The 18,291-nt window shown below is 45.9% G+C and carries 16 protein-coding genes and 3 pseudogenes; 14 read left to right on the top strand and 5 right to left on the bottom strand.

The genetic code is table 11. The annotated features are described in order from the left end of the window. Positions 1-42: 42 nt before the first annotated feature. The 7 genes and pseudogenes from CLOSYM_RS19955 to CLOSYM_RS19930 all read left to right on the top strand — a co-directional run bounded on the left by CLOSYM_RS19955 (position 43) and on the right by CLOSYM_RS19930 (position 6,992). A complete protein-coding gene (locus tag CLOSYM_RS19955; RefSeq protein ID WP_009296061.1) occupies positions 43-963 on the top strand; it encodes a LysR family transcriptional regulator in 921 nt (306 codons plus the stop codon). 273 nt (positions 964-1,236) lie between these two features. Further along, the gene (locus CLOSYM_RS19950; RefSeq protein WP_021643551.1) at positions 1,237-1,848 is read left to right on the top strand and encodes a TetR/AcrR family transcriptional regulator; all 612 of its coding nucleotides are present in this window, start codon (positions 1,237-1,239) and stop codon (positions 1,846-1,848) included. Continuing rightward, positions 1,845-4,412, top strand: coding sequence for a PEP/pyruvate-binding domain-containing protein (locus tag CLOSYM_RS19945; protein ID WP_021643550.1), 2,568 nt, complete (start codon positions 1,845-1,847; stop codon positions 4,410-4,412). The genes CLOSYM_RS19950 and CLOSYM_RS19945 overlap by 4 nt, the downstream gene beginning before the upstream one ends. Further along, on the top strand, positions 4,405-5,571 hold the full coding sequence (locus CLOSYM_RS19940) for an MFS transporter (protein WP_002602374.1): 1,167 nt from the start codon (positions 4,405-4,407) through the stop codon (positions 5,569-5,571). Before CLOSYM_RS19945 ends, CLOSYM_RS19940 begins: the two co-directional genes overlap by 8 nt. Positions 5,572-5,653: 82 nt before the next feature. Beyond that, positions 5,654-5,774, top strand: a pseudogene (locus CLOSYM_RS23565) (winged helix-turn-helix domain-containing protein); the annotation flags it as partial. A 61-nt stretch (positions 5,775-5,835) separates the two neighbouring features. Next, positions 5,836-6,168, top strand: a complete 333-nt coding sequence (locus CLOSYM_RS19935; protein WP_044902989.1) for a DUF3795 domain-containing protein — start codon at positions 5,836-5,838, stop codon at positions 6,166-6,168. 62 nt (positions 6,169-6,230) lie between these two features. Beyond that, positions 6,231-6,992, top strand: coding sequence for an MBL fold metallo-hydrolase (locus CLOSYM_RS19930; RefSeq protein WP_044902988.1), 762 nt, complete (start codon positions 6,231-6,233; stop codon positions 6,990-6,992). A 458-nt stretch (positions 6,993-7,450) separates the two neighbouring features. Here the strand turns inward: CLOSYM_RS19930 and CLOSYM_RS24380 are convergent, their stop codons facing one another. Both CLOSYM_RS24380 and CLOSYM_RS24375 read right to left on the bottom strand, forming a co-directional pair. After that, a complete protein-coding gene (locus CLOSYM_RS24380; RefSeq protein ID WP_021643546.1) occupies positions 7,451-7,678 on the bottom strand; it encodes a hypothetical protein in 228 nt (75 codons plus the stop codon). Positions 7,679-7,719: 41 nt separating this feature from the next. Continuing rightward, positions 7,720-8,115 carry a hypothetical protein gene (locus CLOSYM_RS24375; protein WP_330362927.1) on the bottom strand — a complete coding sequence of 132 codons (396 nt, stop codon included), beginning with the start codon at positions 8,113-8,115 and terminating at the stop codon, positions 7,720-7,722. 217 nt (positions 8,116-8,332) lie between these two features. On the opposite strand from CLOSYM_RS24375, the gene CLOSYM_RS23105 reads away from it, so the two are divergent. The 7 genes and pseudogenes from CLOSYM_RS23105 to CLOSYM_RS19890 all read left to right on the top strand — a co-directional run bounded on the left by CLOSYM_RS23105 (position 8,333) and on the right by CLOSYM_RS19890 (position 13,957). Next, positions 8,333-8,482, top strand: coding sequence for a hypothetical protein (locus CLOSYM_RS23105; protein WP_021643544.1), 150 nt, complete (start codon positions 8,333-8,335; stop codon positions 8,480-8,482). After that, positions 8,479-8,772 carry a hypothetical protein gene (locus tag CLOSYM_RS19915; protein WP_021643543.1) on the top strand — a complete coding sequence of 98 codons (294 nt, stop codon included), beginning with the start codon at positions 8,479-8,481 and terminating at the stop codon, positions 8,770-8,772. Before CLOSYM_RS23105 ends, CLOSYM_RS19915 begins: the two co-directional genes overlap by 4 nt. Further along, positions 8,756-8,950: a hypothetical protein gene (locus tag CLOSYM_RS19910; RefSeq protein ID WP_021643542.1), complete on the top strand. Its 195-nt coding sequence runs from the start codon at positions 8,756-8,758 to the stop codon at positions 8,948-8,950. Before CLOSYM_RS19915 ends, CLOSYM_RS19910 begins: the two co-directional genes overlap by 17 nt. Next, positions 8,920-9,880, top strand: a pseudogene (locus CLOSYM_RS23560) (serine/arginine repetitive matrix protein 2); the annotation flags it as partial. The gene CLOSYM_RS19910 and the pseudogene CLOSYM_RS23560, both read left to right, overlap by 31 nt. A gap of 34 nt (positions 9,881-9,914) precedes the next feature. Then, positions 9,915-10,579, top strand: a pseudogene (locus tag CLOSYM_RS19900) (CHC2 zinc finger domain-containing protein). 107 nt (positions 10,580-10,686) lie between these two features. Further along, a complete protein-coding gene (locus CLOSYM_RS23550; protein WP_330362926.1) occupies positions 10,687-10,953 on the top strand; it encodes a winged helix-turn-helix domain-containing protein in 267 nt (88 codons plus the stop codon). A 181-nt stretch (positions 10,954-11,134) separates the two neighbouring features. Continuing rightward, positions 11,135-13,957, top strand: coding sequence for a PAS domain-containing hybrid sensor histidine kinase/response regulator (locus tag CLOSYM_RS19890; RefSeq protein WP_021643534.1), 2,823 nt, complete (start codon positions 11,135-11,137; stop codon positions 13,955-13,957). Positions 13,958-14,241: 284 nt separating this feature from the next. Here the strand turns inward: CLOSYM_RS19890 and CLOSYM_RS19885 are convergent, their stop codons facing one another. From CLOSYM_RS19885 to CLOSYM_RS19875, 3 genes are all read right to left on the bottom strand, one after another. After that, positions 14,242-15,507 carry a diaminopimelate decarboxylase gene (locus tag CLOSYM_RS19885; protein WP_003498973.1) on the bottom strand — a complete coding sequence of 422 codons (1,266 nt, stop codon included), beginning with the start codon at positions 15,505-15,507 and terminating at the stop codon, positions 14,242-14,244. Positions 15,508-15,834: 327 nt separating this feature from the next. Continuing rightward, positions 15,835-17,271 (bottom strand): pyruvate kinase, encoded by a 1,437-nt coding sequence (gene pyk, locus CLOSYM_RS19880; protein ID WP_003498975.1) that lies wholly within the window; start codon positions 17,269-17,271, stop codon positions 15,835-15,837. Positions 17,272-17,328: 57 nt separating this feature from the next. Then, on the bottom strand, positions 17,329-18,177 hold the full coding sequence (locus CLOSYM_RS19875) for a rhomboid family intramembrane serine protease (RefSeq protein WP_003498977.1): 849 nt from the start codon (positions 18,175-18,177) through the stop codon (positions 17,329-17,331). Positions 18,178-18,291: the final 114 nt, after the last annotated feature.

Raw genomic sequence — 18,291 nt, 5'->3', positions numbered from 1 at the left:
GGTACTGAAACCCTACACTTATATATTAGGAGGAAGTGCTGTATGAACCCCCTTGAAATTGAGGCTTTTCTGGCTATCACCGAGACCAGGAACCTGTCTAAAGCTGCCGATAAACTGTTTGTATCCCAATCTACAATCAGCAGCCGCCTGACCAATCTGGAGTCAGAAATCGGAAGTCCTCTCGTGAACCGGCGCCCCGGAATCAAAGGAGTGACCCTGACTCCGAAAGGCAACGAATTCCTTACCCTGGCCAGCCGTTATCTGGAGGTGGAAAAAGATATTAAAACCTGGAAGGAGAACTTGTCCTGCTATGAACTGAAGGTTTCAGCGCCGCACAGCATCAATTCTTTTTTATTTACCGGCCTTTACAGCCGTTTCTCCGGCAGCAGCCAGCTGAGACTTACAATCAGCACCCACTGGAACAATACCATTTATAATCTTATGGACAATTACCTCCTGGATATTGGCTTTGTATCCCGGCCGTTTCCATCCAGGAATCTTGTCACTTCGCCTATTTTCTGTGAGCCGATGGTTCTGGTCAGTGACCGGCGCTACTCCTCCTATCCGGATATTATAAAAGTGGAGTCGCTGTCCGTGGAGGACGAGACTTATATTGACCTGGGCGTGGAATTTGAAATCTGGCATAACCGAAACTGGAGTCCTATCACAAAACCAAAGGTCACTGTCGACACTCCGACCCTGATTGAGTTTTTTCTCCAGTCAGAACGTGCATGGGCTGCTGTCCCGCTCTGTGTGGCGGAGATGATTAACCGCGACGGAAATATTGTCATCTCATCACCCGAACCGGAGCTGCCCGCCCGGACAATCTATCTCGTGACCCAGAGAGAAGCCAATCCCTCCGGTGCAAAGGCCGTCCGCATGTTTATCGAGGAAACAAAAAAATTTGTGGCGTCCATGCCCAGCGTGATTCCAATTGAAAAGAACCTGCCGCACCAGCGGTAAGCTCCTGCCGCCGCAGGCATTGGCTCACTTAGCGAGTGTAGCGAGCTTAGTGAACAAGCCTTCTTTAGAGTTGCGCTCCTTTGCGGAGCGGTTTTAATTTAACAGGAGAACTTTCCTGTTAAATTAAATAAACAATGCCATATTGCAGTCAATTAAAACTGTAATATGGCATCTTTTTGTATAAAAATCGGCCTTGACAAGCGACCATCGGTCTCTATATAATGAAAACGAAATAAGAAACGACCGATGGTCGTTACAAGGAGGTATCATAATATGCCAAAAGGAATTATTCTTACACCAGAACAACAAGAAGAGCGCCGAGAAGAAATAATCAGTGTTGCTTTGCAGCTCATAGAGAAAAATGGATTCCAAAAAACATCAATGAGGGAAATTGCGATTTTAGCAAACATGGGAAAGTCCAGTCTGTATGATTTTTTCAAAACGAAAGACGAAATTGTTGTATATGCAGTTGAGAAAGAAATAGAAGAAACAATTAAAAAGGTTCATAGGATTATTGCCGATGAATCCTCGCCGGAACAGTGTCTTAGAAAAATCATGCTGAATCATCTTGGAGTACCAAAGCAGTATCGAACGGTGCTGATGTGGTTAAATACAGAATCTGACTATTTAGAAGAAGATTATCGAAAGCGGCTGAAAACTGCGCGTTACGCATATCAGGATATTATAAAATCTGTAATTGAAAATGGAATGGAATCAGGCGTCTTCCGTAAGACGAATGCCGATCTCATGACGCGTTTGTTAATTAACTCCATTATATCAATCATTTACACATCCCGACCATCAGCCAGTCCGGAGAAAATGCTTAATGAAACAATGGATATATTTCTACACGGAATTATGAATGATGGAGATGAATTATTATGATTTATTATACTCTACCCTTGTTGCATAAACAGGCAACCGTTGAAATGGTCGGCGGAAAAGGTATGTCTTTATCAAAACTTTTGACAGCGGGTATCCCTGTGCCGGAGGGCTTTCATGTTACGACTACTTCATACAAGATTTTTGTTGAAAAGAACCATATTCAGCCTCACATTAATAAGTTGCTGGACGGTATTGACTCTAACAATACCAGCCAGCTTGAAAATGCATCTACGCAGATAGGGATGCTTTTCCATAATGGAGAAATGCCGCAGGAAGTATCAGATGCAATTAAAACCGCATATGCCGGATTGGGAAATATAGCGGTGGCTGTCCGTTCCTCCGCAACCGCCGAGGATTTGCCCGACGCTTCTTTTGCAGGCCAGCAGGAAACCTATCTAAACATACAAGGTGAGAATGAAGTTCTTGACGCTGTAAAGAGGTGCTGGGCTTCCCTATGGACAGCCCGCGCTATTGCTTACCGCGTGAAGAATGATATAAAGCAGGAAATTGTCGCACTTGCTGTTGTAGTACAAAAGCTTGCGTTTTCCGATGCGTCCGGCGTTATGTTTACGCTAAACCCTATCAATGGCAGACGCAGCGAAATGATTGTTAACGCCGCATGGGGACTTGGCGAATCGGTGGTTTCTAGCTTAGTCACCCCTGATACAATCGTTGTAGATAAAAATGCTGAACGAATTGTATCGTATGAAGTAGCAAACAAAGAGATTATGACAGTCCGCAACTCAGATGGAACAAAAGAAATCCCAACTCCTGAACAGTTGAGAAAAAAACATGCTCTTACTCGCAATCAAGTTATGCGATTGACACAGCTTGGAAAAAAAATTGAGAAGTATTATGAAATGCCTATGGATGTAGAGTGGGCACTGGAAAAAGATAAGTTGTATATTGTTCAGGCTCGCCCTATTACTGTCCTACCGCCGGAATGGACGTTACCGGAAAAGAATGTTATATATACAAGAGGCAGTCTAGCGGAACACTTGCCAAATCCTGTTACGCCCTTATTCGCCACACTTGGGCTTGAAATAGTCAACCGTGCGTCGGCGCTTTTATGGATAGATATGTTTGGTAAAAGTGCGAAAAAGCTACTGCCAGAAAACGGAGCATATACGCTTATTAACGGATATGTCTATCTTTCCGCTAATTCAAAGCCTCTTTTGATTGCTGTCAAATCCCTTTCCCCCCGATCTTTACGCCGTGCGCTCACGAATAGTGTTGCACGCTGGGAAACAGCACGAAAAGAATTTGAGGATGTGATTAAACAATGGGAAGAAAAGCCCATGCATATGCTGAATGCTCATCAAATAATGGAGGGGATTCAGACTGTATTTTATGGAGCGTGTATTTATTTCACGAGGATTCAGCTTACATTGCCAGCCGCCTCTATCAGCGAAACATTATTTACAAAATTTTTTCAGGGAGCGGCTTGTCGCGCTGGTATAACAGATACTTCTGTTTTCCTGCTTGGATTTGATACGATTGCTCTGCAAGCCGAAAAGAACCTGTGGAGTCTCTCGGAATGGGTAAAGCAAAATAATACTCTCAACCTTTATCTGCAAAGTAATCCAACAGCAAAGATAGCGGAAAATTTTATGTCCTCAGTTCCGCCTGACGGAGTTTCGCTGGAAGTATGGATAGAATGGAAAAATCGAATCAATCAGTATTTTAAAGAGTTTGGTCGTACCGCTTATGAATTTGATTTTGCATATTCCACACCGCAGGAAACACTTACACCAACCTTTGAATCCATAAAAACCTTTGTAGAAGGCAAAGTTGAAAGTCCTTTTTTACGTCAATCCAAATTTGAAAAGCATAGGAAACAGGCAGAAGAAGAAATTATACAACATATAGGTAGCTCACGCAAAAAACTGTTTTTGAAGTTGCTCCATTGGGCGCAGGAAACTGCTCCTATGCGTGAAAATGCTATTTATTTGATGGGAATGGGGCATCCTCTGATTCGCCGGATGTTTCATGAAATTTCAGCACGCCTTATACGTGGCGGAGCTACTTCGCATATAGATGATATTTATTGGCTCACAAAATTGGAATTGGAAAAACTCATAATACAGTTAGACGAAAATATACCTTTATCTGATAGAAGAAATTCGATACTTGAGCGAAAAGCGGAACTCAAAAAGTATCAGGGCTATGTGCCACCAGCTCAGTTACCTGAGAAGAAAGTAAAAAGTATATCACATGCACCACAGAAACAAAAAGATGGAAAAACCGTGTTGAGGGGTATAGGAACCAGTTCTGGTGTCGTGACAGCTCGTGCCTGCGTACTAAATAGTCCGGCAGATTTTAAAAATTTCCAGCCGGGAAGTGTTTTGGTTGCCGTTACTACAACTCCGGCTTGGACACCCTTATTTGCCTCTGCAAGTGGAATTGTAACGGATATTGGAGGTCCTCTCAGTCATTCAAGTATTGTTGCACGGGAATGTGGTATCCCTGCCGTTATGGCGACACACACAGCCACGAGAAGTATTAAAAATGGACAAATGATAACGGTGGACGGCTCGGAGGGGACGGTGACGATTGATGAATAAAAAGCCGATTTTCGCTTTAAAGCTTGCTACTTTGGTGATTGCGTTAGGATATAGCTTAATTCTTCCGGTCATGCCATTTTACATGGAAAATCTAGGTGCTGGCGGTCGTGAGCTTGGATGGCTCACTGCCGTATATGCTCTGGCACAAACAGTATGCGCACCTTTTTGGGGTGCACTGTCCGACCGAATTGGTAGAAAGCCGATTATCAGCATTGGTATTATAGGATATTCCATCAGTTTGTTCCTGTTCGGTTTGGCTTCATCCTTTTGGACGCTATTTATAGCTCGCAGTTTATCGGGTATTTTGTCATCTGCTACGTCCGTTGCATCTTTGGCATATGTTGGAGATTCCAGCTCGGAGGAAGAAAGAAGCAAGAATATGAGTCAACTTGGAGCTTCAATGAGCGTTGGCGTAATGATGGGACCATTATTGGGAGGCATTCTTGCAGGCTATTCGCTTGCGTTCCCATTTTTTACAGGAGCCGGCATTTCATTTATAGCCTTTCTGCTAATTCTAACACTTTTGCCAGAGTCAATTGAGCGTTCAGGACAGACGGAAAAAAGAAAACCCTTTGATTTTTCAGACCTGAAAAGTATAATTTTTGGCTCAGCAGGAATGGTTTTGATACTTATTTTCGTCGTGCATTTCTGTCAAACAGGCTTGCAAGGAATTACGGGGCTGTATGTCGTAGATAAGTTTGGATTTTCCACTAAGCAAGTTGGTGTTATTTGGATGACTCTAGCAGGTATTTTGATTGTAGTACAAGGCTTTTTGACTGGTCCTTTAGCAAAAAAAATTGGTGAGAAGCGACTAATACTGATAGGTATGTTTTGCAAAGCCTTAGTAGCGTTTGCCATGGTATTGACAACTGGGTTTGTTAGTGTGTTGGTGGTTTTTGGCTTATTTGCGGTATCTTCTGCTATTACAGTACCCACATTAAACGCAACTCTTTCAAAAACTGACAATCAGCATAAAGGAACACTGATGGGATTTGCCAGTACCGCCGGAAATCTTAGCAAAGTTATTGCTCCTTTATTAACTGGGTATCTGTATGAAAGCAATATTGAATTACCATATATAACCACGGGAGGGATAGCCTTAATCGGAGTGGTTATCTGCTATATCTGGATAAAAAATCAAAGTCTTGCTACTACTTAAACCTATAATATCCTTAATTCATTATGACAAATTCCAATTCAACAGTTTTGATACATAAGGAGGTAATAGGAATGCACCAAAGGAAAGCAACCTCACATCATTCACAAGGAAGCTAAGAAAGAAGATAGAGCCGTCCCCAGACTATCCACAGTACATATTAACTGTCTGGGGGTGGCTATAAATTCAACAAGGTAATGATTTGAAAATAGAAGAATGCTAGAAGATACGAAATTGATAAATTTGAAATTATGGGGGTACATAACCATGAAAAAAATGATTGCATATTGTGGACTGGATTGTGAAAAATGTGATGCATATATTGCAACAATCAATGACAACCAAGAATTACGAAAAAAAACTGCGAAGCTATGGGCTGAATTAAATAATGCACCTATTCTTCCTGAGCATATTAACTGTCAAGGCTGTCGTGTTGACGGAATTAAAACCGTATTTTGTGATAATATGTGTGGTATTCGCCAGTGTGCATTAGAAAAGGGTGTTGCTACTTGTGGCGATTGTTTGGATTTAGAAAGATGTCCCACTATTGGAGAATTCTTAGAGAATAATCCGTCTGCTTTGAAGAATTTGAAAGGATAAATCTCAATTTGTAAAGGTCAATAAATCCAAGATAAATTTTATTTGAAGGGAGTATGCAGGCTATGGATAACTGGTTTACAATAGATAGAGTAGATGATAATACTTATATTATCAGTGAATATCGACATTGGGAAGAAACGCATTGCTATTTATTAAATGGAAGCGAGCGAAGCCTACTTATTGACACAGGACTTGGCATTTCAAACATATACGATGAAGTTATAAAATTCACAAATAAGCCTATTACGGCAGTTGCAACACACATTCATTGGGATCATATTGGTGGACACCAATATTTTCCAGACTTTTATGCTCATGCTGAAGAATTGGATTGGCTTAATGGAAAATTTCCTTTATCGATAGAAACAATTAGGAAAATGGTTATTGACCGTTGTGATTTACCAAATAACTTCAATGTATATGATTACGAGCTTTTTCAAGGAATGCCAACAAAAATTGTAACTGACCATGATGTGATAGATATTGGCGAACGGCAAATTGAAGTGTTGCATACACCTGGACATTCACCAGGGCATTTGTGCTTTTGGGAAAAAGACAAAGGATACTTATTTACTGGCGATTTGGTATATAAAGATATACTGTTTGCATACTATCCTTCTACTGACCCTGAAGCATATCTTGCTTCATTGAAAAAGATTTCTGCATTGCCAGTAAAAAAAGTATTCCCCGCACATCATTCATTGGATATACAGCCGGAAATTTTAATCCGTATGCGAAAAGCATTTGAGGAACTTAAAGAAAATGGGAAACTTTGTCATGGCAGTGGCACATTTAATTATGGCGATTGGGGCGTTTGGTTATAAAAATCCAGTTTGTAAAAGTCAATACACCCAAAGATAAATTTGTATTTGAAAGGAGTTTTGAAGAATGAAAAAATATGAGTATGTAGAAATTAACTATAATGCGAAAGGGGTTGTATTCCTTTGTACTGGCTCTGCTGGGTACAGTCTATGAACAGTATCCGCAGCCGGGCAGAGGAAATCATCCTCGCAGAGCTGGTGTACAGATAGGAGACGCTATGAGATACCGCATTGAACGCACAAACGGCCAGCATTGCCATTTTGCTAATAGCCGGAAATTGCTTGCATACCTGAAACACGCACCGGCGGGAACGGTCACGGACATCCGCAAGGTTTACAAAAGCGGAGTCACGGATTCCGTTATTGAAATATATTTTCCATATATCAGAACCACAAAGCCCATGTAAGGGCAGCATCATCTTTTGAGCCACTCACTGGAGTCATCCGGCGGGCGGCTCTTTTTATTTCCGGCGTCGTCTGGCTTTCCGGTTGGGTGGGATAGGGCTGGCCTTTCCTCTCTTATTGTTGGGATTTTTGAGTAGCTTGGACAGGCTCAGTATCCGCAGGAATGCCGAGAAATCCTCTGAGGAAATCTTCTCAAAGGGTATCTGCATCTGTTCGCAGAATTCATGGTTCACCAGTTCCTCGTTGCTGCCCTGCTGCATGGCCAGTTCAAATTGTTCTTTCACATCCTCCAGCGTGGGCTGCGGATCGGCGGTGGTCTTGTCTTTTACATGGGCCTCCCGGATATCCCGGACAATGCTATCCAGATCGTCATGGAGGACGTGCTGAAAAAGTCGCTTTCCTGTACCTGTCCCAGTTCCAACGTCCGCATATAAAGGTCATTCTCCCCCGGCGCATGGTCACGGATTACCGTCTGCCGGGTGGCTTCCAGTATAAGGTTCATCTGCTCAATCCGCATATCGGCAATCCGGTCGATGAAGATTTCCATATCGACCATCAACCGCTGAAAGTTTGGATGGGTAGCCAGTTCGCAGAGAAGCCGGTTGTTGATTTTTCCGCTGCTCAAAAGTTCTACCATAGCATCACTCAGATGCAGGGCCTGAAGCTTGTCTACCACCCGCAGGTCTTTGAGCCGTTCCGGGATTGACAGTTTTGTGTACATTCTAAAGCCCCCTTTTGCCAACAGTTTCCTGTACTCGCTATCTATTATAGCACGTTTCCAAAAGCGTGGAAATATGCGGATTTCGATCGTTTTTCCGACCTCTTGGATATACGGAAGCAGCCCTCTTTTTACGCTAAAATGATTCTTGCAGACAAGCACTGAACCTTGAAAATTAAATGACTGGCTGCAAGGGGATGACCTCCGGGGAAGTGACGCCATGACAGAAATCGAGCGCACCAAAGAGGCCGATACGCTGGGAGAAAATCCGGGCAGGAACCTTTCGCGTGCAGAAAACGGCAGACAGAAACAAGTAAACCATATGGGGCGTATCGCTCCGCCACAAAGAAAAGGAGGAACATCATTATGAAACTGAGTAAGAAGGAAAAGAAGATTCTTTACGTTTTCGCCTGTCCCAACCGGCACAATACGGTGACACGGCTGAAATGGCTGACCGCCCTGACCGTTGACCCAGAGGCCAAACGCCGGATGCTTGAGCTAGCCCGGAAGGTGGAGACGGAGGTGGATGAAAGCTGGTACGAGGCTTTTTACCACCATCTGCGCATGGAGATGGACGAATACCGCCATCTCAAGCGCAGCCTGCGTGTGCTGCAAGCCAATACGGATTATGAGGAGGATATGTATGAGGAAGCTGTCTAAGTATGAGAAAGAAACCATCATCAACTGGAACGAGGCGGAGATCCTTGCCAGCATCTACACCTTTAACGCCAGCTTGAAGCGCAGGCTGGCGGAGTTCAGCCGGAAGTATCCCCTGCTGTGCCGGCTGGAGCGCAGTTGGCCGGAGGGGAGCGCAACCGCACCGTGGAGGACTTACTGAAAAACAACAAGACCTGCCCGGAGGAAAGCATCTACCAGATTGGTACGCTGGAGGAATCCGTTTCGCCGGAAACGCTTTTTCGCATCGTCAACGAGTTTTATGAGGAATTTGAGCGCCGTTTCGGTTCCCATATCCACATCCTGGACTGGGCGCTCCATCTGGACGAGGGTACGCCCCCCATCCATGAGCATCATGTCTTTGACTGTGAGAACCGATACGGCGAACTCTGCCCCCAGCAGGAAAAGGCGCTGGAGGAATTGGGTATCCCTCTCCCACACCCAGACAAGCCAAAAAGCCGGAGCAACAACCGCAAGCAGACCTTTGATGCAGTCTGCCGGACGATTCTGTTTGACATCGCAGAGCGGCATGGCCTGCATCTGGAACAGGAACCGGCTTACGGCGGGCGGGAGTATCTGGAAAAGCAGGATTATATCCTGATGAAGCAGAAGGAGCAGCTGGCAGCGCAGGAGCAGAAGCTGGAAGAACTGACGCTCAAAATTGAGGACGTGGAGACGCTGCTGGACGATGTTTCCGATGTGGCCTATGACAAGGCGGTGGAGATAGTGACCGATGCTGTCCGGCAGGAAACCCACAAGGAAGATATTCGTCTGGTGGAGGAAACGAAAAAATGGGTGCTTTCGCCGGAGCGGAAGGCCCCGCAGAAGGAACGGGAATACGCCGCCGCCCGTCTGGATGGAGTTATCAGCAAAATCAAAAATGCCATGCAGCACGCCCTGGTAAAAAATCCAGAGGACGCTTATGCAGCCGGAGGTCAAACAGGCTGGCAAAGCGCAGATTAAGGCAAAGGCAAGAGAATCCATCAAGGATAAGCTGGCAAGGGGCAAGGCGGACGCTGATCGGAAGAACCGGGAGCGTTGGGAACGTGAGGGGCGGATTTCCCCGGCCCCAAAACAAGATATGGAGTTGTAAAGCATCTGATTTCTGACGGAGAGAAAGTAATCGCTTGTTTTGTCAGGAGGTGGGAAAATCGAATGTATATGAAGCGGTAAAACAGTCTGTCACTATCCGGCAGGCTGTGGAGCATTATGGAATCCGGGTAGGAAGAAACGGGATGCCTGTCCCTTTCACAAGGACAGGCATCCCAGCATGAAGGTTGACCGCCGGTTCCACTGCTTCGGCTGTCAGGCGGACGGGGATGTGATTGATTTCACTGCCCGCCTGTTCGGGCTGAGCGGCAAGGAAGCGGCGTTAAAGCTGGCGGAGGATTTCTCTATCGGCTATGACGCCAAGGGCCATAGCCCGCCTCGCAGGAGGCCGGTCAAGCCAAAAATCAGCGAGGAACTGCGTTACCGGCAGGCGGAACAGAAATGTTTCCGGGTGTTGTGCGATTACCTGCACCTGCTGGAACGCTGGGAACAGGAATACGCACCAAAGTTCCCGGAGGATGAATGGAACCCGCTGTTCATTGAAGCCCTGCAAAAGAAAGCCCATACGGAGTACCTGCTGGATATTCTGCTATCCGGCACGACGAAGGAACGGGCCTTCGTGGTTGCTGAGCATGGAAAAGAGGTGAGGAAAATTGAGCAGCGAATATCAGAGTTTAGAGCCAGCCACCCGGCAGGCCGTGATGAGCGCAGCCGAAGTCTTAGCGCCGGAGCAGAGCGTTGAGGAAGTGCGGGAAAGCCTTTCTGTCACCGAAAAGGGCCAGACTGCCAACACCATCGGCAAGGCCGCTCCCTGATTTTATCACGGCCGGCCCGTTTTGCTATAACAGTATGACAATGGAACTCTTTAAAGATAACCGGCCGATTCCTCTCTCATCCAGGGAGAATGTTTTAATGAAGCTGTTTCTGTGCAATGCCGGCCGTGTCTTCACAAAAGAACAGCTCTATGAGCATGTCTGGAACGGCTCCGTCGTGGATGCCAATACGATTATGGTTTACATAAGTCATCTCAGAAACAAGATAGAAGAAGATCCCAAAAACCCCCGGTATCTGAAAACAGTCTGGGGGCTGGGCTACAAATTTTCCGTAAAAATATAAGCTTCGGCTGCTGTCCTGCAATTTAAAGGTACAGCAGCCATTTTTTTCTTGCATCGCCCAAACTTTTACCATAGAATAGAAATATATATGTAAAATATTCATGAATATTCCGCCGCAGCGGACTTAAGCTCCTCTCCCGGCGGAAGCATACTATTCTTGTTTTATAGAAAGGAATCGATAAATGCCGGATCATTTTAAAGATACGCAGAAAATACAGGAACTCCTCCATGAAGCTCAAATGGGGCTCTGGGTTTTAGAACTTAACGAAGGAAAAAAGCCGCGGATGTATGCGGATCATACAATGCTGGAACTGCTGGGTTTCAGTACGGAACCGGCTCCCGAGGAGTGTTACCGCGTCTGGTATGACCGTATTGACGCCGACTATTACGATTTTGTGCAGTCTGCCGTGGAACGAATCACTTCCGATGGCCGCGCCGAGGTACAGTATACCTGGCACCATCCAAAATGGGGAGAGATTTTTATACGCTGTGGCGGTAAACGCGACTTTAGCTATACTGAGGGCGTCTGTCTGAGGGGATATCATCAGAATATCACCAATACCTTTATGCTGAAAAAAGAATATGATATCATTATCCAGACTCTGGGCGAAAGTTATACCGGAATTTTCCTTTGCAATCTGGATGACCAGAGCTACAAGGCCATAAAAGTTTCAGGACGCCTTCAGGAGCTCTCCCTCAAATATGCGGAATTTGGAGACTTTTTCCGTGTCTACTCTGCCGAAGAGGTGGCCGTTCCCTACCGCCCCCTCCTGCTCGGTTTGGCGGATACGAAGCTTATTTCCAAAAGGCTGTCTGACGGAGAAAAGCAGATCGAAATCATCTTCAGAGACATATTCGGCGGATGGAGACGTATCAAGCTCCTGCCGATTGACGGATATTCCTCCAAACACCCCTTCGTTATCGCCGCCTTCGACGAACAGGACGACAGGCAGCAGGCGCAGATGCGGGAAGATGTGCTTTCGACACTGTGCCAATGCTACTATTCCATTTACCTGTTTGATTTGGACAACGATATGGAGGAATCAGTCTGGCAGGAAGAGTTTATCCGGGAAAGCCGGCAATTTCCCAAAGGCAGTCTCAGTACTTACTATGATAAATTTATCCGCGATCATGTCTTCAGCGAGGACAAGGAAAAAATGCGCCGTGCCGGAAGCCCGGATTTTCTGCGAAACACATTGTCTGCGCAGCATCCGGTCTATGACATTGATTTTAGAAGGATTTACCCGGAGGGCCTTATCTGGGTCCGTTCGCGCTTTAGTATTGCGGAAATAAAAGACGGCCGTGTAAGTAAAGTTATTTTTGCCAATATGCAGATACATGAACAAAAGATGAAAGAGCTGGAGGAACAGCAGCAAAAAAGGCTGTATTTTGAATCGCAGAATATTATCAGGGGCCTGTCGGTTTTTTATCACTCCGTATTCTACATCGACCTGCTCACAGAATCATTCCAGCCATTTAATCTGATGGACGATCTGGCCTGCCGTCTCGGCAGCAGTACGGACTATGAATATCTGAAAACGGTTTATAGCTATTTCATTCATGAGGAAGATCGGAAACGGTTTATGGAAGAGCTGTCGGCTTGTGACATCCGCAGAAGAATTACGGGGGGCGATATGATTTATGCTCTTGAATACCGCAGAAATTACGGCGGTGCTTATGGATGGATGCGGATGCATATTATTCTTGCGGAAAGCCGCAATGGAGTGCCTGTGAAGGTGATATTGGCAGCCCACAGCGTCGAGGAAGAGAAAGAGCAGGAGGAGCGCAACCGCAAAGCGCTGCTGGCGGCATATGAGGCAGCCAAACAGGCCAATGAGGCGAAGAGCCATTTTCTTGCCCAGATGTCCCATGATATCAGAACTCCGCTGAACGCCATCACCGGCATGTCCTCCATCGCCCTGTCTCAGGCCGAAGATCCTGAAAAGGTAAGGGACTGCCTGAAAAAAATAACGCTCTCCAGCCATCACCTCATTGAATTGATTAATGATGTTCTGGACATGTCCAAAATAGAAAAAGGAAAGCTTGAACTGGCAGAGGCTCCCTTCTCCCTGAAAGAGCTGCTGGGAGATGTGGAATCGATTCTCTCTCCTCAGGCCTGCGCAAAGAAGCAGGAGCTGTGCTTCCATAATCCTAAGTCACCCCACGACCATTTGTGCGGAGACGCCGGGAGAATCCGTCAGGTGTTAATTAACCTGATCACAAATGCCATCAAGTATACTCCTGACGGAGGCAGAATCGACATCGCCGTACAGGAGGTTTCCTCCCATCTTCCAGGATACGGCTGCCTTGTTTTCACGGTCGCTGATACAGGAATCGGAATGTCAAAGGACTTTTTAGATTACATATTTGTCCCTTTTTCCCGGGCAGAGGACGCCAAAGCCTGCCATATCCAGGGAACCGGACTCGGTATGCCCATTGCACTGGGAATCGTTACAGCCATGCAGGGTAATATACAGGTGGAGAGTGAGCCGGGCAAAGGCAGCCGTTTTACCGTCACCCTCCACTTGAAATTATTGGAACAGGAAGCAGCCCTTCTGTTAAAATCCGGCCCATCCTCAGACCAGCCGGACAACCTCTGTGACTGTATCCAGGAAATCCGGAAGGCAGCGGCAGGCAGGCGCCTGTTGCTGGCGGAAGATAACGAACTGAATATGGAGATAGCACAGACAATTCTTGGCGATGCCGGCTTCACTGTGGACGGAGCCGTCAACGGAGAGGAGGCGTACCGGCGTTTTCTGGATTCAGAACCGGGAACCTACTTTGCCATCCTTATGGATTTACAGATGCCCGTCATGGACGGTTACACCGCTGCGCGCAAAATACGTTCCAGTCATCATCCCCAGGCCGCGGATATTATGATAATCGCCCTGACGGCCAATGCGTTTGCGGAGGATGTTACAAAGGCACTGACAGCCGGAATGAACGATCATGTTGCAAAGCCCATTGATTACCGGAGGCTGTATAAACTGCTTCTTCTGCGATAAACCGTTTATGCAAAGATATCGCTTTCGTGCAATCTCTCTTATATCCTGGAATGAAAAAACCCTGTGCCGTTGGCACAGGGCTAAATCATTAGGAATTCGGATTTCAAAAAGGTTAAAGGATTTAATTCATTTGTATCGTGCATTTATTATGTTTATAGTATAGCACGCTTCTCCGGAAAATGTTTGTATAGTCTTTGAATAAATTATGAAGACTTTCTTAATATTGCACTTTTGACTGCAATAAAAATGCCTCTTTTTGCATTATAGCAGAATCAGCACATAAATCAGCCCTTTTTGAACATGTCACAGAAGTCGAAGGTGGCAAAGTAATCCTCCGGCGTCTCCGCCCGTCTGATCATCTGCACCGAGCCGTCCTCTTTCAGCAATAATTCTGCTGATTTCAGTTTTCCGTTGTAATTATATCCCATGGAAAACCCGTGCGCTCCCGTATCATGAATTACAAGAATATCGCCGATATCCACCTTCGGCAGCATCCGGTCAATCGCAAATTTATCGTTGTTTTCACAGAGGGAGCCCGCCACATCATACTTATGATCACACGGCCTGTCCTCTTTTCCCATTACAGTAATATGGTGATAAGCGCCGTACATGGCCGGGCGCATCAGATTGACGGCACAGGCATCTACGCCAATATACTCTTTATGTGTATGTTTCTCATGAATGGCAGTCGTTACAAGACACCCGTAAGGCCCCAGCATATAGCGGCCCAGCTCTGTGTAAAGTGCTACCTCTCCCATTCCTGCCGGTACCAGCACTTCCTCGTAAACCTTCCTTACACCTTCGCCTATTGCAAAAATATCATTCGGCTCCTGGCCCGGACGGTATGGGATTCCCACCCCTCCTGACAAATTAATAAAGCGGATATCTGCCCCGGTCTCCTCTTTCAGCTTTACGGCCACCTCAAACAGAATCTTTGCGAGCATCGGATAATATTCGTTCGTCACCGTATTGCTGGCCAAAAATGCATGGATTCCAAAATACTTCGCTCCTTTTGCCTTCAGCACCTTAAATGCTTCGAAAAGCTGTTCCGTTGTCATGCCGTATTTGGAATCGCCCGGATTGTCCATGATATCATTGCTGATTTTGAACAGGCCGCCCGGATTATAACGGCAGCTGATTGTCTCCGGAATATGTCCTATGGTCTTCTCCAAAAAATCGATATGGGTAAAGTCATCGAGATTGATGATGGCTCCCAGCTCATCTGCCAGCTTAAATTCTTCCGGCGGCGTATCATTCGAGGAAAACATGATCTTCTCCCCTTCGAATTTCATAGCCTTTGCCATCATAAGCTCTGTAAGTGAGGAACAGTCCGCGCCGCTTCCTGTCTTTTTCAATATATCAATGATAAATGGATTGGGTGTGGCCTTCACGGCAAAATACTCTCTGAATCCCTTGTTCCATGCAAATGCCTTGTTTAAACGCTCCGCATTCTCCCGAATCCCCTTTTCATCGTAAAGATGGTACGGGGTTGGATAAGTCTCATTAATTTCCTTAAGCTTCTCTAATGTGACAAATGGTTTCTTCTCCATTCCATATTCCTCCCTTTGTATAAAAAGAGCCTGAACCGCTTCCGGAAACTGCTTTTCCTGAATTCGGGCCAGACTCCATTGTCCTGTAGATTATTTATACACTAATTTTGCAGATTAATCAACCGGTAATCTTACAAAAATCTCAATATTTCTTATCACCGCGCCGTATCGGTTCGTAACCGTTCAGCCATGATGTATTCCGCGAGGTGTTTTCGCTGTTTTTTGCGAAAATCCCGAGTTGTGCGGCGCGAAACGACGTTTTTTGCCGTTTCTGTGCATCATTTGTTACGGTTTAGCCGAAGGCTGAACTGTAACATCGGTACCGTATCAGTCTACCTCAACAACACGCATAATATTTGTATCGGCTGCCGGTGAGTGGCGGTTTGCATATGTCACCACGCCTGCCGTTGCCACAACAATATCTCCCGTTTTTACAACCTTTTTCTCCTTCAGCAGTTCAACAGAGGAGTAAATCAAAACGTCTGTCGATTCGGCGCGCTTTGCATGGTATGGTTTTACCCCCCAGTAAAGCTGCATCTGTCTCACGGCCGACATACTTGGTGAAAGCCCGGCTATAAGCGCATTAGGACGCCACTTGGAAAGCATTCTGGTGGTAAAACCGCTGATACTTGGAGCGACAATCACCTTTGCCCCCAGATCATGCGCTGTCGATACGGAAGAATAGCAGACTGCGTTGGAAATGTTCCTTACATTCTCGGCGCTGACTTTTCTCTTCTGGTAGGAGAGATAATCCAGATGTTTTTCCGAATCCTCCACGATCTGGCTCATCATTCTGACCGCCTCAACCGGGTAATGCCCCATCGCCGTTTCACCGGACAGCATCACCGCATCGGTTCCGTCATAAACGGCATTGGCCACATCCGTAACTTCCGCCCTGGTCGGCCTCGGGTTGCGTATCATGGAATCCAGCATCTGGGTGGCCGTAATAACCACCTTGCATGCCTCGTTGCATTTGCGGATCAGCATTTTCTGGATATAGGGAACCTTCTCTGCCGGTATCTCCACGCCCATATCGCCGCGGGCCACCATCACGCCGTCGCTGGCTTCAATAATCTCATCCACATTCTCAATCCCCTCCGCATTCTCGATCTTGGCTATGATCTGCATCGTGGAACCGCCTTCTTCTATAATCTGCCTGATTTCTCTGATGGCATCTGCATTTCGTACAAAAGAAGCGGCTACGAAGTCAAATCCAGCCTCTATTCCAAACCGGATATCATCTTTATCCTTGTCGGTCAGCGCCGGAAGTTTGATTTTAACATTGGGAACGTTAACGCCCTTCTGCTCTCCCAGCTCACCGCCGTTAGCTATCTTACAGACAATTTCCCGTCCCTTTATCTCGGCCACATCGAGTTCAATCAATCCGTCGTCAATCAGGATTTTGTCGCCTTTTTTCACATCCTCGGCAAGTCCCTGATAATTAATATATCCTCTCTTATCATCCCCAATTATCTCTTCCGTCGTGAGAATATATGTTTCACCCTCCTGTAAAATAACCTTTTTCCCATCCTTCAGCTTTCCCGTACGAATCTCCGGTCCCTTGGTATCGAGGAGCGCCGCAATCGGAAGCTCCAGTTCTTCCCTGACGCTCTCAAGAATTTTAAAACGGCCCATATGCTCCTCGTAGTCCCCATGCGAGAAGTTAAATCTGGCTACATCCATACCATTCAAAGCGAGCTGTTTCATAATCTCCCTATCGTTGGTATTTGGCCCCATCGTACAGATAATCTTAGTTTTCTTCATCGGTCAATCTTCCTCCTGTCACCGGTTTGCATGTTTCTCACGTACTGTGTATTGCTATTATTGCCTCATTTCCTTTAAATCTTCCTCGCTGACATGCTTATGAGTATATAAATGATCCATACAATACTCAAGGCCGCCCGCACATTTGGAGCAGAATCGGAATTCCAGGTTCGGATCATCCTTTTCCGTTCTTCCGCAGACAGCACACTTGTGGTGTGTCAGAAGAATCTTCTGAACCTCAGCCTTTTTCATCTGTGACTTAAATTCCTGTTTTCTCTTTACTTCCTTCGGATTAACCTGTCTGTAGTTTCTTGTCATCAGGAAGAAAATCACGAAATTGAGCATGGAGAGGCCGATACCTATCTTCGAAACTACTCCGCCAAAGAAGAAGTCATAAAGGAACTGCGCGCCGATGAAGATTCCCAGCCATTTTGCCTTAATCGGCAGAATTCCCATCAGCCAGAACTGAAGCTCCGGGAATGTGACGGCAAAGGCCAGAAGCAGCGATTCATTCAGATAATACGTTGTCAGCGGATAGGAAGTCCCCGTTACAAAGTAAATGATAAACGCAGCCAGAATATGTCCGAGTACACCCATGAAAAAGTATACGTTAAACCGGAACGCTCCCCATGTTCGCTCAAGTGTCGTACCCAGGGAATAGTACAGGTACATGGCAATCAGGTTAAACAAAATCCCCGACGCCGGAGGACAAATCAAAAATGTCACGACTCTCCATATCTGGCCGCTCAGAATTGCCTTAGCGTCCAGCGACAGATACAGATAATAGAACATCGGGTTAATCAGATTCAGCAGGATTCCCGCCAGATACATCATGATAATATAATACATCAGATTGCGGATCGCATACTTTCCGTATTTATATTCCAGATTTCTAAAAAAGTTCATAATTCACATCCTTCTCTTACATTTAAAGGCCGCTAAAAGGCCTTTGAATTTTAATTATAGATATCCTGGGCGTCTTTGTCAAATAGAGATTTAGTTAAGCAGGTGAGGACGCCG

The sequence above is a fragment of the [Clostridium] symbiosum ATCC 14940 genome (assembly GCF_000466485.1).
GTDB lineage: Bacteria > Bacillota > Clostridia > Lachnospirales > Lachnospiraceae > Otoolea > Otoolea symbiosa.
Note: the sequence above shows the minus strand (reverse complement) of the source record. Positions and strands in the feature narration are given on the sequence as shown.